Genomic DNA, 14,908 nt, shown 5'->3' on the forward strand with positions numbered 1-14,908 from the left:
TCGGTGATGCCCATGAAAGCCAAGCGTCCTGCCTGCGCGGCGCCCGCCTCTGAAGCGCCCGCACCCGCCGCCAGCCAGACCTACAGTTACAGCGACCTTCAACAAACCGAATCGGCCAGCACCGCGCTCGCCGAAGAAGTCGCGTTGGCGATCGCTTATAACGGCATCAGTCAGGCGGTGATGCTGGTAACGCCGACGGACCTTGAAGACTTCATCGTCGGTTTCAGCCTCGGCAGCGGCATCATCGAAGCCGCCTCTGACATCTATGACTTGCAACTCAGCGGCTCGGGCTCGGCGCAATACGCGCAAGTGACCATCGCCAACCGCGCGTTCTGGAACCTCAAGCAGCAGCGTCGGCAAATGGCCGGCACCAGCGGCTGCGGGCTCTGCGGCGTGGAAGCGGTTGAACAGGCGTTGCCAGACCTCAAGGTATTGCCCGGCGCGCCCTTGCCCCCCGCCGAATGGCTCGATGGCTTGCGCCAGCGCATCGGTGCGTTCCAGCCTCTTGGTCAGTACTCCGGCGCAGTGCATGCGGCGGTGTTCATGAACGGTCAGGGCGAATTGCTGCTGGGCCGTGAAGACATCGGCCGGCATAACGCCCTCGACAAACTGATTGGCGGGCTCATCCGCCAGAAGATCCCGACTGAAGGCGGCCTGGCGATTGTCACCAGCCGTTGCAGCCTCGAATTGATTCAAAAAGTATTGCGCGCCGGCATCCAGACCCTGGTCAGCCTGTCGTCGCCCACGGGCCTTGCCGTGCAATGGGCCCGTCGCCACAACCTCAACCTCATCCATCTGCCCCAGAAGAATGCGCCGCGGGTCTACAGCCCGGCATTGGAGAATCAAGCGTGAGTCAACACCGTCAAGCCGACCAGAAACCCGTCCCTCGCTACAAGCCCTACAAAGGCCCGGCCGGTGGCTGGGGCGCACTGGCCAGCGTTGCCCGGGCCTGGCTGACCAGTGACAACGCGCTGAAAAACCTGCGCATGATGCTCAAAACCAACAAGAACGGCGGGTTCGATTGCCCCGGTTGCGCCTGGGGCGATTCCAACGAAGCCGGCATGGTGGCGTTCTGCGAGAACGGCGCCAAAGCGGTGAACTGGGAAGCGACCAAACGGCGTGTCGACGGCGCTTTCTTTGCTAAACACAGCGTCAGTTCGTTGCTGGAACAGAGCGACTATTGGCTGGAGTATCAGGGTCGCCTGACCGAGCCATTAAGCTATGACGCCGAAACCGATCGCTACAAGCCGATCAGCTGGGAAGCGGCGTTCGCCTTGATCGCCAAACATTTGCAGGGCCTGTCGAGCCCGAATCAGGCCGAGTTCTACACCTCGGGCCGCGCCAGCAACGAAGCGGCGTACCTCTATCAATTGTTCGTGCGCACCTACGGCACCAACAACTTCCCCGACTGCTCGAACATGTGCCACGAGGCCAGCGGCGTGGCGTTGGCGCAAAGTGTCGGTGTCGGCAAAGGCACCGTGACCTTCGACGACTTCGAACACGCCGACGCGATTTTTGTCTGGGGCCAGAACCCGGGCACCAACCATCCGCGGATGCTCGAACCTTTGCGCGAAGCCGTGAAACGCGGCGCGCAGGTGGTCTGTATCAACCCGTTGAAAGAGCGGGGCCTGGAACGCTTCCAGCACCCGCAGCACCCGATCGAAATGCTCACCAACGGCGACAAGCCGACCAACACCGCCTACTTCCGCCCGGCGCTGGGCGGCGATATGGCGGTGCTGCGTGGCATGGCGAAATTCCTGCTGCAATGGGAGCGCGACGCGCAGAAGGCGGGTGAGCCGGCCGTGTTCGACCACGATTTCCTCAATGAGCACAGCGTCAACGTCCTGGAGTACCTGGGCACCGTCGACGACACTTCCTGGGAGCAGATCGTCGAGCAGTCCGGCCTGCCCCTGGTGGAAATCGAGCAAGCGGCGCGCATGTACGCCAAAGGCAAGAACGTCATCATGTGCTGGGCCATGGGCATCACCCAGCACCGCCACTCAGTGGCAACCATCCAGGAAATCGCCAACCTGATGCTGCTGCGCGGCAACATCGGCCGGCCGGGCGCCGGCCTGTGCCCGGTGCGTGGCCACAGTAACGTGCAGGGTGACCGGACGATGGGCATCAACGAACGTCCGCCAGTGGCGTTCCTCGATTCCCTGGAGCGGCGCTTCCAGTTCAAGGTGCCGCGTGAAAACGGTCATAACGTGGTCGAGGCGATTCATGCCATGGCCGAAGGCCGCGCCAAAGTCTTTATCGGTCTGGGTGGCAACTTCGCTCAGGCAACCCCGGACAGCCCGCGCACCTTCCAGGCCCTGAGCAATTGCGACCTGACCGTGCAGATCAGCACCAAGCTCAACCGCAGCCATTTGGCCCACGGTAAAGATGCGCTGATTCTGCCGTGCCTGGGCCGTACCGACATCGATATCCAGGCCGAAGGCGCGCAAGCGGTGACCGTCGAAGATTCGTTCAGCATGGTCCACGCCTCCAACGGCCAGTTGCAGGCACTGTCGAATCAGATGCGCTCGGAGCCGTCGATTATCGCCGGCATCGCTGCCGCGACCCTGGGCAGCAGACCGGTGGACTGGAACTGGCTCGTGGCCGATTACAGCCGCATTCGCGATCTGATCGCCGATACCATTCCGGGCTTTCGCGACTTCAACGAGAAGATCAAGAATCCGGGCGGTTTCTACCTCGGCAACAGCGCCGGTGCACGCAAGTGGAACACCCCGTCCGGGCGCGCCAATTTCCGCCCGAACGCCCTGCCCAAGGACCTGGTGCACGAACGCACCCGCGCCACGGGCGTGTTGCCGGACCTGATCATGCAATCGATGCGTTCTCACGATCAGTACAACACCACGATTTATGGGCTGGATGACCGTTACCGTGGCGTGAAGGGTCAGCGGGATGTGTTGTTCGTCAATGAAGCGGACATCATTCGTCTGGGGTTCAAGCCTGGGCAGAAGGCTGACATCGTTTCGATCTGGGATGATGGACGTGAGCGTCGAGTGAAGGGCTTTACGCTGCTGGCGTTTGATATTCCTGCGGGGCAGGCGGCTGCTTACTATCCAGAAGTAAATCCACTGGTACCGCTGGAAAGCACCGGAGATGGCAGCCATACGCCAACGTCGAAGTTTGTGGCGATCCGTCTGGAAATGGCGAGTGAGACCGGGTTGATTTTAGCCAAGTCGGCTTAACGGGACGGCAGGTCTGGCCTCTTCGCGGGCAAGCCTCGCTCCTACAGGATCGGTGTCTTACGCATTTTTTTGTACATGACACGAATCCTGTAGGAGCGAGGCTTGCCCGCGAAGGCGTCCGATATGACAACACATGATCGGGCCCCTTTCGGTACTTTCCAATCGCCCACAAAAAAGGCCGCTTTTTCACAAAAACGGCCTATCCGAAGTAGCTAAAGACCGGCGAAAAACCGTTAAGTTCCGCCCAAAAAACAGCAACTTATAGAAATGTGCTCAAGTCGTGTTACTCGTCGGATTTCGATTGTCACAACCCCGACACAGCCTCAGGATCGCGCCGTCATCCCCTTGAGGTTCCTCTATGAAGTTCTCCTCGATTCTCTTGTTGTCCCTTGGCCTGGTCAGTGGCTTCGCTTCTGCCGGAGGCACCACCGAAGCAGGTGTGGGCGGCGCATTGGGCGGGGTTCTTGGCTCGGTCGTCGGTCAGTCGCTTGGCGGTAATACGGGTTCCACCATTGGCGCGGCCCTAGGCGGCGCGGGTGGTAGCGCAGTCGGCGCAGACAAACGCAGCCGTGGCGAAGCCGCCATTGGTGGTGCGTTGGGCGCAGCAGGCGGTAACGTGGTCGGCCGCAGCATGGGCGGCACCACCGGCAGCCTGATCGGCTCCGCAGCAGGCGGCGGCGCCGGTGGCGCGCTGGGTAACTACATGGGCAACAAGAGCGATGAAGACGATGATCGTCGCTCCTATCGCGGCGGCCGTGATGATCGTCGCTACTACCGTGACGGCCACCCGGGCCGAGGTCATGCCTACGGTCATCGCAAACATAACAAGCACTATCGTCATCATTGAGGCCTGAACGGCTTCGCTGATCGATAGATAAAAAATCGCAGCCCATGGGCTGCGATTTTTTTTGTCCGTCAAACCACCAGACGCTCCAATGCACCACGCAATCCGGCAGGGATCGACACCGGCTGATTCGACGTCCGATCCACAAACACATGCACGAAGCGCCCCGCCGCGCAGGCCTCGTCTTCCCCGGCCTTGAATACCGCCAGTTCGTACTGCACCGAGCTGTTACCCAACTTGCCCACCCGCAGACCGATCTCGATCCGCTCCGGAAAGGCGATGGAGGCGAAATAATCGCAAGACGAACTCACCACAAAACCCACCACCTCGCCGTCATGGATATCCAGGCCACCGATTTCGATCAGATAGGTATTCACTGCCGTGTCGAAGAAGCTGTAGTAAGTGACGTTGTTGACGTGACCGTAGGCGTCGTTGTCGTGCCAGCGGGTGGTGATGGGCTGGAAGTGCGGGTAGTCGGTGCGTTGGGGCATCGGGTTGGACATCGTGTCGATTCCTGGAGTTGGATTGCCAGTCTAAGGCGAATACCGCGCTGTATTCATCGAGAGCAGGCTCGCTCCCACATTTGATCTTCTGTGAACACAGAATTTGTGGGCGACCGAGATCCCTTGTGGGAGCGAGCCTGCTCGCGAAAGCGCCGGCACAGGCGCTGCATCAATTACTTGTCAGCAAACCCTTTACCCATCAACTCCAACTCACCAATCAACCGCGCCGGCTTCCAGTGATCGCCCTGGCGAGCCTCCAGCGCCATCAAACGCTGATGAATATCCGCCAGCCCTTGCTGATCCGCCCACGCCATTGGCCCGCCCTTGTCCGCCGGGAAGCCATAACCGTTGAGGTACACCAGATCAATGTCGTGCGCCGACCCTGCAATACCTTCCTGAAGGATCTTCGCGCCTTCATTGACGAGTGCCAGCAGACAGCGCTCAAGAATCTCCTCAGGGCTTATCTCCCGACGCTGGAAGCCAAGCCCTTCGCTAACACTTAGCACCAGCGCATCGACTTCAGGATCGTGTTCAGCCTGTCGACTGCCCGGCTCATAGTGGTAATAGCCATTGCCGCTCTTCTGACCAAATCGGCCCAGTTCGCACAGACGGTTATCCACCTGAACCTCAGGCGCATCCTGGCCTGTGCCTGCCAGTTCCCGAGCCCGCCATCCCAGGTCGACGCCCACCACGTCGTACATGCGAAACGGCCCCATGGCAAAACCGAAGCCTTGCAGCGCCGCGTCCACCTGATAGGGATAAGCGCCCTCAAGCAGCATCTTGCGCGCTTCAAGCACGTAGGTATTGAGCATGCGGTTGCCAATGAAACCCTCACAGTTGCCCGCTACCACGCTGACCTTGCCCATGCGCGTGCCCAGCTCCAGCGCCGCATCGAGTACGGCCGGCGAAGTCTTCGCACCGCGAACGATTTCCAGCAATTTCATGATGTGCGCCGGGCTGAAGAAGTGCAGCCCCAGGACCTGAGCCGGACGGCGAGTCGCCGCGGCGATGGCGTCGATATCCAGCGCTGAAGTGTTGCTGGCCAGAATGGCTTCGGGTTTGAGCAGCCCGTCCAGTTCGCGAAAGATCTTTTGCTTGAGGTCAAGGTTTTCGTAAACCGCTTCGATCACCAGATCAACCTCGCGGATCGCCGCATAATCAGCCGCTGCCGTGACCCGAGCGATGCGCGCATCCGCCTCGGCCTGATCGATGCGACCCTGGCGCACATTGTGCGCGTAGGTGTCCGCCACGGTAATCAGCGCCTGTTCCAGCATCTGCGGGTTGTTATCGACCCATTGCACCGGCACCCCGGCATTGGCCAGGCACATGACAATGCCACGGCCCATGGTGCCCGCACCAATCACGGCGGCGCGCTGAATGTTGAACGGTGTCTGGCTCATGTTTGCTCTCTTGTTGGCGATCCAAAGACAGTCCTCACCATAGTCAGCCGCTGGGCATTTTTGAAATTTATTCCTGTGATGAGGGACATTCAGCGGATGGATCTACCTCAGCCAGACACTGGAGCCCCCTGTAGGAGTGAGCCTGCTCGCGATGGCGTTAGTACATTCAACAACGACAGCGGCTGACAATCCGCTATCGCGAGCAGGCTCACTCCTACAGGGGGGCGCAGTTCAGCCTGCGAGATGTTGTTCAGCCCACTCCCGCACGTCGGCATACGGATAATTTTCCAGCGCCGCAAATCCCGATATCGAACGCGCCTTGAGCTTGGTAAACAGCGGCACGCTGATCCCGCACAAAAATCGCGTTACGCGTTCAGCCGACGGCACATTGCCGGTGTGCTGTTCATGCCTGTGGATAAAATCATCGCACAGCGCTTCAAAGTTTTTATCCACAAGCGCCGGCAATTCCGGCGGCGATGGCAGTCGCGCCACGTGCCCATGACACACCGAACAATGTCCACACTGACGAGGCGCGTTTTCATCGCCGAAGTACTCGGCCAGGCGATAGCCCAGGCAGTGGTCGGTGGCAAACAGATCCAGCATCGCGTGAATCCGAGCAATCTCGGTACGTTCGTGCTGGGTGAAATAGGCGTGCAGTTCGGCGCTCAGTGCCTGACTGTCGACATTCGCTTGCAGCAGGCTGTAGACCTCGGTCATCTGCTTGCTTTCCAGCTCGACCCAGCCTTTCTCCTGGAAATAATCCAGCGCCTTGACCACCCGGTTACGCTCGGCCTGATGCTGTTCATAGAGCGCGTCGAAATTCACCGTAGCCCAGGTCCGCGCACGGCTGGAAGTCTGGATGATGGCTGCAACGAAGTCTCTTCGCTCGCCCTCGAAGCGGGCCAGCAAGGCTTCCGGCTCTTGCAGATACTTGAAGCGGTATTCGGCGTAATAGGCGTAACGCGGGGCAATCAAGCCACGCAGCTCGAGTTGCACCAGCAAAGTCTTGAGCGGCAACTGGCGAATGTTGCTCTGGTCCGACAAGGGCCCCAACAGAAACTCCCACTGCCCCTCTGGCGCGGCAGCTTGCATCTCATCGAGCACACAACGAATGCCGTCCAGTTCCGGCGTGTCGCCGTAGACGAAGTTTTCCAGCACGTTGAGGCTGTCGCGATTGGCCAGCACCAGGCAGTCGGACGGTTGCCCGTCACGCCCGGCACGGCCGATTTCCTGGCTGTAGTTTTCGATGGATTTGGGCAGGTCGAAATGCACGACGTTGCGGATATCGCTCTTATCGATCCCCATCCCGAAGGCAATGGTGGCGACGATGCAATTGGACTGCCCGCCCATGAACCGTTTTTGAATGGCTTCGCGTTGTTCGTGGGGCAAACCGGCGTGATAGGCCTCGGCCTGTATGCCGTTACGGCCCAGGTGTTCGGCGATGTGCTCGGCGGTTTTTTGCAGGGTGACGTAGACGATACTCGGCTGGCCAGGACGTTCGCTCATCCATTCGACCAGACGTCGGCGCTTGTCCTGACCGCGTACCGGCTCGACCAGCAGATTGAGGTTCGGCCTGTAGAAACCGGTGGTCACCACGTCTTCGGGTGCGATGGCGAACTTGGCCTCCATGTCCGCGATCACTTTGGGCGTCGCAGTGGCGGTCAGCAGCAGCGCCTGCGGAATGTTGAACTGGCGCTGGTAGTCGGGAAGCTTGAGATAGTCGGGACGGAAATTGTGGCCCCACTCCGAGATGCAGTGCGCCTCGTCCACCACCAACAACGAGATGGGCACCTGCTGCAGGAAATTGCGAAAGCGCTCGTTCTTCAGGCGCTCCACAGAGATCATCAAAATCTTAAGTTCGCCGGACCTGGCCCGGGCCATCACATCACTTGCGTCGTCCCGACTCTGGGCCGAATCGATGCTGCCCGCCGCAATGCCATGGCGTTGAAGGAACGCCAACTGATCTTGCATCAACGCCAGCAGCGGCGAGACCACCAGCGTCAGGTGCGGCAGCAAAAGCGCCGGCAATTGATAACAAAGGGACTTGCCTGAGCCGGTGGGGAAAATCGCCGCCGCCGAGCGCCCGGCCAACACCGCGCTGACCGCCGCCTCCTGGCCGGGCCGAAACTGTGGATAACCGAAAACCTGTTCCAGGGTGTTGTGCATAAGCTGTCACTCCGTTGACCGCTGCGAAGCCCAAAGCCTAGCCGGCAAACGCAGCGAGTCGAGAAAAGGTCGGGGACCAAAACGATACGGGATGATACAGCGGATGCAACCTGGACACGGCAAGGCATGAGGGTTGGGCAGCGTTCAGATCGCTATCGCGAGCAGGCCCACTCCTAAAGGGAAATGCATTTCAAAATAGTGTGGGAGCGAGCCGCTCGCGAAAAGACCAGAGCAGTCTCCGCAAGACTTTCGAGAGCCCTCAGGGCACTAACACCGCCACACGCAATTGATCATTCAGCGCTTGCTCGTGAACGGTTTGGCTCTTGCTCACCCAAACCGCATGGGCCGGGCTGATTTCACCCGTGAAGGCCGCCGCCAACTGACGCAAATCGGCGACGCTTCGCACGCGAGGGCAGAAGGGTTCGCCGTCGCAGTTCTGACTGGCGCCGCGGTAGGTGATCAGCAACCGATCCCACAACCCGTCACGCACTCGCCTGACCGACTTGAGCTTTACATCCTGCACGCCCAGTCGCTGTTTCAGACTTTGTTCGTCGAGCATTTCGCTGGCCAGCAGCGCCTTACCGAACATCAACACTTCGGCGCGGGATGCAGTGTCCACATTGGCCTGGCTTGTCATCGCATCTGGCCAACCGGTGCGATCCATATTGGCGAGGATCAAAGAGTTATCCGTGTCAGCTGCACCCGCCAAACGACAAACACCTGCCCACAGCAACAAAATCGAGGCCATACGTAGCCATTGCATACCTAATTCCCTTTAAGCATTGAACAGACGTTTTCGAAACGTCCTACAGATTCTGGCGCGCACCATACAGAGGATTGCTGCGTTGCGCCTGACAAACACGTAGGAAATTCGACCTCTAGGGGATTTGCTGAAAAAAGCCTCGGGGTACACGTAGGCAAAAAGCCACAACGCAAGTAAATCCCCTACAAATCCCGTCCATTTTCGCTGTATTGCGACGCCAGGAAGTACGCCTCTATAGTTTGCGTCGCCGCTGAAAACAGGACGGACCTCATGCAAGACCGCTATCGCCCGCTCAAAACCCGCTACAGCGAATCGCCCGTGTTGGTCATCGACACCGAGGCCGACCCTCACGAAATCCTCGACGCCGCCCACCAACGTCTGCGCGCCGCCAGCGACCTGCTCGAAACACTTTACTGCCTGTGCTTCAAACAGGCGGATTTGAAGGATATTCCTCATATAGTGAATGCACTTTATTTATTAACGCAGGACGGCTGCGAACTTCTTGAAGTTGCAAGACAACGAACAGAACTTTAAAAACACAAATACAGAAACAACTAACTTCTTCAACTTGCAAATAACAAACACTAGTCTGCAAGCTCTTAAACCCATCAAGAGCACTACAATGACTACATTAACTATTTTCTTCTGCGGCACCGGCTCGACCAAATTCGACAACCAGAACCCGACTTACTGGAACGGCGAATTGGTCTCGACACTGGCTTCCCATCACGGCGGCCGCGAATTTGCCGAATGGATTGTGATTGACGGCCCCGGCACCAGCAACCTGCAAGCCGACGAGCTGTTCACCAAATCCGGGGACTACGGCCTGAGCGGCACGCTGTTCGGCAAGGGATGGGAAGAAAACGTCAAACACGCCATCAACATCATCAAAGGCAAATGCGACTGGGAACGTGAAAAACTGACCGAGGCTGAATACAACCGTCTCAAGGCTGCCGGAATCCCTATTGAAGATGTGATCGTCGAAGGTTCCTGGTTGTGGCGCAAGTACAACTACGGCGACCGCAGCGTGACCCAACAGAAGTTACAGGAACAAATCATCAAAACATTCCGTAAGGACGGCGTTATTCCAACCAACGTCAACTTGGTAGGCTGGAGCCGCGGCGGCATTAGTTGCCATATGCTGGCCAATGCCATGTTCAAGGACAGCGCACTGAAGAACATTCCGGTGAACATCTTTGCCATTGACCCGGTACCGGGCGTCGGTAACTTCCAGGAAGACAAAGTCAAACTGAATGCCAACGTAAAAGAATACGTTGGCTTCTACGCCCGGGACGAACGCTCCAAAGGCTTCAGCTGCGTCATCCCGCAAACGGCCACCGGCACCCGCACTCACATCTACCCGATGCCCGGCCGCCACGGCACGCTGGTCGGCAACGCCGCCGCCGATGGTGTCAGCGGCCCTAAAGCGCTGGCCGAACCCGGCCTGATCGTCCGCCACTTTGCCGAAGTGTGCTTGAAACGCTGGGGTGTGCCGCTGAACAAAACCACCAACCTGACCCCGACCGACCTGCAAAACCACCACAACGCCATGGCCAGCGCCGCCGCGAAATACAAAGCGATGGAAAAGTGCTCGTACACCTTCTTCACCGAACTGGACCAGGGCGAGCGCTACGTTTCGCTAGGCAGCAACGGGGTCAAGTTCTCGGCGGTGAGAGGCACGATTTACGCGCCGGCGACTGGGTTGACCACTGGCCTGCAGGATGTGGGGGCTTATCAGCATATTGGTTAAGTGATGGGTGTGGGAGCAGGTTCAGGTCAACCTTGATGATTCACGCCGAGCATTTCTGATGAGGACGCGATGAGGCTGATGGCGAAAAAACGCGAGAAATTGCGCCGCGGAAAATTCCTATGGAAAGGGCCTAGCCAAGGTTCGGCCAGGTCCTACAAGCGGAGACTCTTTGTCGTCTATCGCTGCTTGATGGCTCGTATCTATAGTCGTGACTGTCGCTGACAAATCAGCGACCGGGCTTGGTCACCCGATGGAATACATAAACGCGTCCGTTGTATGCTGCCGGCACTCAAGTGTCTGCACGCTATATGGTGGCTGTGTTTGGGACGCCTTTAGGCGTGCCGGCCTTTATGGGTTCCAACGGTTGACCAACCCGAACACAGTCCGCCTCCATCGCTTGGTCACGATGGTAGTGGCTTCATCTAATGCATTTGAGAATACATAAAATGAATACATGGAACCCGTCCACAACCGATCGCTACCTACCACTGCAAACCAACCTAACCGATTCCCCGCCCCTGATCATCGACACAGAGGCCAACCCCCAGGACATCCTCGAAGCCGCCCTCCAGCGCATCCGAGCCTCCAGCGACCTCCTCAAAACCCTGCACTGCGTTTGCTTCAAACACGGCGACGTCGAAGACATCCCCCACATCACCCACGCGCTCTACCTCTTGGCCCAGGACGGCTGCGACCTGCTCCAAGTCGCCCAACAACGCATGATGGGCTGGAAAGCACCGGCCTGACGCCGAGTGAAAAGATCGTTCCCACGCTCCGCGTGGGAATGCCTCCACGGACGCTCCGCGTTCGGCTCTTGGGACGCAGAGCGTCCCGGGCTGCATTCGATCAAGCCTTCAACGCCTGAGACAATCGTGATGTCTGAATTAACGTTCAAACACAAACAAGCGCACTACGAAAAGGTGTGCCGCTCTAATTACCTGGCCAGTCTGCATCTCGCTGGTTTCGACACATCACCGGCAGACCTCGACAAACCACTGCCTACGCGAGAAGAAGCGCTCGCCAAATACCAACAAGACAAACCGTCACAACCCGCTCCCGCCCTTCCCCACAAGCCTGCCGATCAATAAGATCCATCCAAGCCCAACCGGACACCCCCGCAATGAACCTCTCCCCCAACTTCCCCGACGACCAAGTCATGCACCTGCTCATGCAGCTGTTGCACGAAGAGCTCGGCCTGCCCGAACGCAAAACCATCAGCCTCACCACCTCGATCAACTTCGACCTGGGCTGCAATGGCGCTGATGCGCGGCATTTGATGGAATCGCTGGAACAACAGTTCGGGATCGACCTCGATGACTACGACGCCTATCGCTACTTTCAGCCCGAAGGGTTTGATGTGCATCTCAAGCGAAAGGCAAAGGGTCGCGGTGACAAAATCCCGCTGACCATCGGCATGCTTTACCAAGCGATCAAAATGCAACGGTGGGATACGCAGCAACTGGAAGGCATCGAGCCCAACACATAAGTGCCATTATTCTGGTCGTTTAGCGCCAACACAGCTGGAATATTGGCAGTTGTGAGTTGGATGGTGAAACCAAACGCCCACAAAAAAGCCGCCCTCAAAGGGCGGCTTTTTCATTCGCTAAATCCAAGCCTTACAGCTTAGGACCCGCAGCCTTGATCGCGTCGCTCACTTCAAACTTCTTGAAGTTCTCAACAAACAACCCAGCCAACGCCTTGGCCGCTTCATCATAAGCAGCCTTGTCAGCCCAGGTGTTACGTGGGTTCAGCAGGCCAGTCTCAACGCCCGGCACTGCCAACGGCACGTCCAGGTTGATGGTGTCGAGGTGCTCGGTTTCTGCACCGATCAACGCGCCGCTCTGGATCGCTGCAATCACGCCACGAGTGGTCGGGATGTTGAAGCGTTTGCCAACGCCGTAGCCGCCGCCGGTCCAGCCGGTGTTGACCAGGTAAACCTTGGAGCCGAAGCCGCGGATGCGCTTGATCAGCAGCTCTGCGTATTCGCCGGCCGGACGCGGGAAGAACGGTGCGCCGAAGCAGGTGGAGAAGGTCGACTTGATGCCGCTGCCGGAACCCATTTCGGTCGAGCCCACCAGTGCGGTGTAGCCGGACAGGAAGTGGTAGGCCGCTTGTTCTTCGCTGAGGATCGAGACTGGCGGCAGTACGCCGGTCAGGTCGCAGGTCAGGAAGATCACAGCGTTTGGCTCGCCACCGAGGTTCTTCTCGGAACGCTTGGCAACGTGCTCCAGCGGGTAAGCGGCGCGGCTGTTCTGGGTCAGGCTGACGTCGGCGTAGTCGGCGTGCTTGGCATCGTCGATTACGACGTTTTCCAGGACGGCGCCGTGCTTGATGGCTTTCCAGATGACCGGCTCGTTCTTCTCGGACAAGTCGATGCACTTGGCGTAGCAGCCGCCTTCGATGTTGAAGACAACGCCTTCGCCCCAGCCGTGTTCGTCGTCACCGATCAGGTAACGGCTTTCGTCGGCGGACAGGGTGGTTTTACCAGTGCCCGACAGGCCGAAGAACAGGGTCACGTCGCCCGCTTCACCGATGTTGGCAGCGCAGTGCATTGGCAGCACGTCGGCGGCCGGCAGCAGGAAGTTCTGCACCGAGAACATGGCTTTCTTCATTTCACCGGCGTAACGCATGCCGGCGAGCAGCACTTTCTTCTGGGCGAAGTTAATGATCACGCAGCCGTCGGAGTTGGTGCCGTCACGCTCTGGAACGCACTCGAAGTTGGCGACGTTCAGAACTTGCCACTCTTCACGACCGGCCGGGTTGTACTGAGCCGGGTTGATGAACAGGCAACGACCGAACAGGTTCTGCCAAGCCGTCTGAGTGGTCATTTTCACGGCCAAGTAGTGCTCTTCAGCCGAACCTACATGGACGTGGGAAACGAAATGTTCTTGCGCGTTATTGAAGGCCTCGACGCGGTCCCACAGGGCATCGAACTTGTCGGCCGGGAACTTGCGGTTGATCGGGCCCCAGGCAATGGCGGCCTGAGTGGACGGCTCTTCAACGATGAAACGGTCGACTGGCGAGCGGCCGGTACGGTGACCGGTGCGAACAACCAGTGCGCCAGTGTCGGCAAGCTCGCCTTCACCGCGATTCAGAGCTTCTTTTACCAGATCATCAACACTCAGATCGGTGTACACGGCGTTATTGGCTTGCGTCATGAGATTCCCCGTCGGCCAGTGGCCGAGTGTGCTCCAAACGTTTTGTAGTAGAAAGTCGTGCACTACTACCGCGACAAAAAGTGGGCCGGATTATGCCAGAAACGCCCAAAAATAGTAGGGCCCTCCCGTCAGAACGGCGTTATTCCGGCGCTATCCAGTGAATTTACCTGCGCTGAACCGTTTTAGTGCCGGGTATCTGACGGTGTCTCGACACCCGCACCGGCGAACAATTGGGTGATATCGGCCGCGTCAAACAGGTAGCGCTGGTTGCAGAACTGGCAATCGATCTCGATGTTGCCGCCGTGCTCGATGACCAGCGCCTGCGCGTCTTCCATGCCCAAACTGACCAGAGCATTGGCCGAACGTTCTCGCGAGCAGCTGCAACGGAAACGCAATCTCTGCACATCGAACAGGCGCACCTGTTCTTCATGGTAGAGGCGATGAAGCACGGTTTCGTTGTCCAGGCTCAGCAATTCGTCGGCGGTCAGGGTGTTGCCCAGCGCGGTGATGTGCTGCCAACTGTCCTCGCGCTCTTCCTGGTCTTTCAAGCGGTCGGCAGGCAGCTGCTGCAACAACATGCCGCGGGCGCGACGGCCATCGGCGTACAGCCAGAACCGGGTGCCAACCTGTTGCGACATGACGAAGTAGTTGGTGAAGCACTCCGACAGGGTTTCGCCATCCAGGTCGACAATGCCTTGGTAACGCTGACCCTGAGTGGGGTCGACGGTCAGTGCCAGCACGCCATTGGGCATCAGGTCGGCGAGGGTCGCGTCGGGGGCAATCCGGTCGGCTTCGTAACGGGCCAGGCCACGGATTTCACGCTCGCTGGAGCACTCGATCATCAGCAGCGGAATCGGACCGTCGGAACGGGCCTGAAGAATCAGCAAGCCATCGAACTTCAACGTGCCGACCAGCAATGACGCAGCCGCCATCAGTTCGCCGAGCAATTGCGCGACCGGCTCCGGATACGGGTGTTTGGCGAGGACTTCAGCGTAACTCCGTTCCAACGAAACCAGCTCGCCGCGGGTGTCGCTGTCATCGAAGATGAAGCGTTGGGTGTAGTCGGTATCCGGTAGATCGGTCATAGGTCTGGGTTCTGAAGTAATGACAAAATGGTTACAAATCGT

Annotated in this window: 13 protein-coding genes and 1 pseudogene; 8 read left to right on the forward strand and 6 right to left on the reverse strand. The window is 58.7% G+C overall.

Features of this window, described 5'->3' with window-relative positions:
• The first annotated feature begins 12 nt into the window (after positions 1 to 12).
• From fdhD to AC1ROI_RS09490, 3 genes are all read left to right on the forward strand, one after another.
• Entirely contained in the window at positions 13 to 852 is an 840-nt protein-coding gene (gene fdhD / locus AC1ROI_RS09480) for a formate dehydrogenase accessory sulfurtransferase FdhD (protein WP_077747511.1), read from the forward strand.
• Positions 849 to 3,197 carry an FdhF/YdeP family oxidoreductase gene (locus tag AC1ROI_RS09485; RefSeq protein WP_102593429.1) on the forward strand — a complete coding sequence of 783 codons (2,349 nt, stop codon included), beginning with the start codon at positions 849 to 851 and terminating at the stop codon, positions 3,195 to 3,197. Before fdhD ends, AC1ROI_RS09485 begins: the two co-directional genes overlap by 4 nt.
• Positions 3,198 to 3,555: 358 nt before the next feature.
• On the forward strand, positions 3,556 to 4,044 hold the full coding sequence (locus AC1ROI_RS09490) for a glycine zipper domain-containing protein (protein WP_010464721.1): 489 nt from the start codon (positions 3,556 to 3,558) through the stop codon (positions 4,042 to 4,044).
• A gap of 68 nt (positions 4,045 to 4,112) precedes the next feature.
• Here the strand turns inward: AC1ROI_RS09490 and AC1ROI_RS09495 are convergent, their stop codons facing one another.
• From AC1ROI_RS09495 to AC1ROI_RS09510, 4 genes are all read right to left on the reverse strand, one after another.
• Complete coding sequence (locus AC1ROI_RS09495; protein ID WP_102593428.1) at positions 4,113 to 4,544, reverse strand: acyl-CoA thioesterase; 432 nt, start codon at positions 4,542 to 4,544, stop codon at positions 4,113 to 4,115.
• 173 nt (positions 4,545 to 4,717) lie between these two features.
• The gene (locus tag AC1ROI_RS09500; RefSeq protein WP_102593427.1) at positions 4,718 to 5,944 is read right to left on the reverse strand and encodes a 3-hydroxyacyl-CoA dehydrogenase; all 1,227 of its coding nucleotides are present in this window, start codon (positions 5,942 to 5,944) and stop codon (positions 4,718 to 4,720) included.
• 231 nt (positions 5,945 to 6,175) lie between these two features.
• Entirely contained in the window at positions 6,176 to 8,110 is a 1,935-nt protein-coding gene (locus tag AC1ROI_RS09505; protein WP_102593426.1) for a RecQ family ATP-dependent DNA helicase, read from the reverse strand.
• A 259-nt stretch (positions 8,111 to 8,369) separates the two neighbouring features.
• On the reverse strand, positions 8,370 to 8,873 hold the full coding sequence (locus AC1ROI_RS09510) for a polysaccharide deacetylase (protein ID WP_102593425.1): 504 nt from the start codon (positions 8,871 to 8,873) through the stop codon (positions 8,370 to 8,372).
• Between the two features lie 270 nt (positions 8,874 to 9,143).
• On the opposite strand from AC1ROI_RS09510, the gene AC1ROI_RS09515 reads away from it, so the two are divergent.
• The 5 genes and pseudogenes from AC1ROI_RS09515 (at position 9,144) to AC1ROI_RS09535 (ending at position 12,109) form a co-directional block, all read left to right on the forward strand.
• The gene (locus AC1ROI_RS09515) at positions 9,144 to 9,407 is read left to right on the forward strand and encodes a hypothetical protein (RefSeq protein WP_083375276.1); all 264 of its coding nucleotides are present in this window, start codon (positions 9,144 to 9,146) and stop codon (positions 9,405 to 9,407) included.
• Positions 9,408 to 9,495: 88 nt separating this feature from the next.
• Positions 9,496 to 10,623 carry a hypothetical protein gene (locus AC1ROI_RS09520; protein ID WP_102593424.1) on the forward strand — a complete coding sequence of 376 codons (1,128 nt, stop codon included), beginning with the start codon at positions 9,496 to 9,498 and terminating at the stop codon, positions 10,621 to 10,623.
• A 446-nt stretch (positions 10,624 to 11,069) separates the two neighbouring features.
• Entirely contained in the window at positions 11,070 to 11,369 is a 300-nt protein-coding gene (locus AC1ROI_RS09525; protein ID WP_010464752.1) for a hypothetical protein, read from the forward strand.
• A 129-nt stretch (positions 11,370 to 11,498) separates the two neighbouring features.
• Positions 11,499 to 11,654 (forward strand): annotated as a pseudogene (locus tag AC1ROI_RS09530) (YhfG family protein); the annotation flags it as partial.
• An 89-nt stretch (positions 11,655 to 11,743) separates the two neighbouring features.
• The gene (locus tag AC1ROI_RS09535; protein ID WP_077747503.1) at positions 11,744 to 12,109 is read left to right on the forward strand and encodes a DUF1493 family protein; all 366 of its coding nucleotides are present in this window, start codon (positions 11,744 to 11,746) and stop codon (positions 12,107 to 12,109) included.
• 130 nt (positions 12,110 to 12,239) lie between these two features.
• Here AC1ROI_RS09535 and AC1ROI_RS09540 read toward each other — a convergent pair whose 3' ends face one another.
• Positions 12,240 to 13,781, reverse strand: a complete 1,542-nt coding sequence (locus AC1ROI_RS09540) for a phosphoenolpyruvate carboxykinase (protein ID WP_077747502.1) — start codon at positions 13,779 to 13,781, stop codon at positions 12,240 to 12,242.
• Between the two features lie 182 nt (positions 13,782 to 13,963).
• Positions 13,964 to 14,866, reverse strand: coding sequence for an Hsp33 family molecular chaperone HslO (gene hslO, locus AC1ROI_RS09545; protein WP_083375279.1), 903 nt, complete (start codon positions 14,864 to 14,866; stop codon positions 13,964 to 13,966).
• Positions 14,867 to 14,908: the final 42 nt, after the last annotated feature.

The sequence above is a fragment of the Pseudomonas sp. GW823-FHT02C02 genome, assembly GCF_058797635.1.

What these genes read in the sequence shown, in the direction of transcription:
- AC1ROI_RS09490 (WP_010464721.1), top strand. Translation starts at nt 3,556, where the DNA reads ATGAAGTTCTCCTCGATTCTCTTGTTGTCCCTTGGCCTGGTCAGTGGC.
- fdhD (WP_077747511.1), top strand. Translation starts at nt 13, where the DNA reads ATGAAAGCCAAGCGTCCTGCCTGCGCGGCGCCCGCCTCTGAAGCGCCC.
- AC1ROI_RS09525 (WP_010464752.1), top strand. Translation starts at nt 11,070, where the DNA reads ATGAATACATGGAACCCGTCCACAACCGATCGCTACCTACCACTGCAA.
- AC1ROI_RS09520 (WP_102593424.1), top strand. Translation starts at nt 9,496, where the DNA reads ATGACTACATTAACTATTTTCTTCTGCGGCACCGGCTCGACCAAATTC.
- AC1ROI_RS09515 (WP_083375276.1), top strand. Translation starts at nt 9,144, where the DNA reads ATGCAAGACCGCTATCGCCCGCTCAAAACCCGCTACAGCGAATCGCCC.
- AC1ROI_RS09500 (WP_102593427.1), bottom strand. Translation starts at nt 5,944, where the DNA reads ATGAGCCAGACACCGTTCAACATTCAGCGCGCCGCCGTGATTGGTGCG.
- hslO (WP_083375279.1), bottom strand. Translation starts at nt 14,866, where the DNA reads ATGACCGATCTACCGGATACCGACTACACCCAACGCTTCATCTTCGAT.
- AC1ROI_RS09510 (WP_102593425.1), bottom strand. Translation starts at nt 8,873, where the DNA reads ATGCAATGGCTACGTATGGCCTCGATTTTGTTGCTGTGGGCAGGTGTT.
- AC1ROI_RS09505 (WP_102593426.1), bottom strand. Translation starts at nt 8,110, where the DNA reads ATGCACAACACCCTGGAACAGGTTTTCGGTTATCCACAGTTTCGGCCC.
- AC1ROI_RS09535 (WP_077747503.1), top strand. Translation starts at nt 11,744, where the DNA reads ATGAACCTCTCCCCCAACTTCCCCGACGACCAAGTCATGCACCTGCTC.
- AC1ROI_RS09495 (WP_102593428.1), bottom strand. Translation starts at nt 4,544, where the DNA reads ATGTCCAACCCGATGCCCCAACGCACCGACTACCCGCACTTCCAGCCC.
- AC1ROI_RS09540 (WP_077747502.1), bottom strand. Translation starts at nt 13,781, where the DNA reads ATGACGCAAGCCAATAACGCCGTGTACACCGATCTGAGTGTTGATGAT.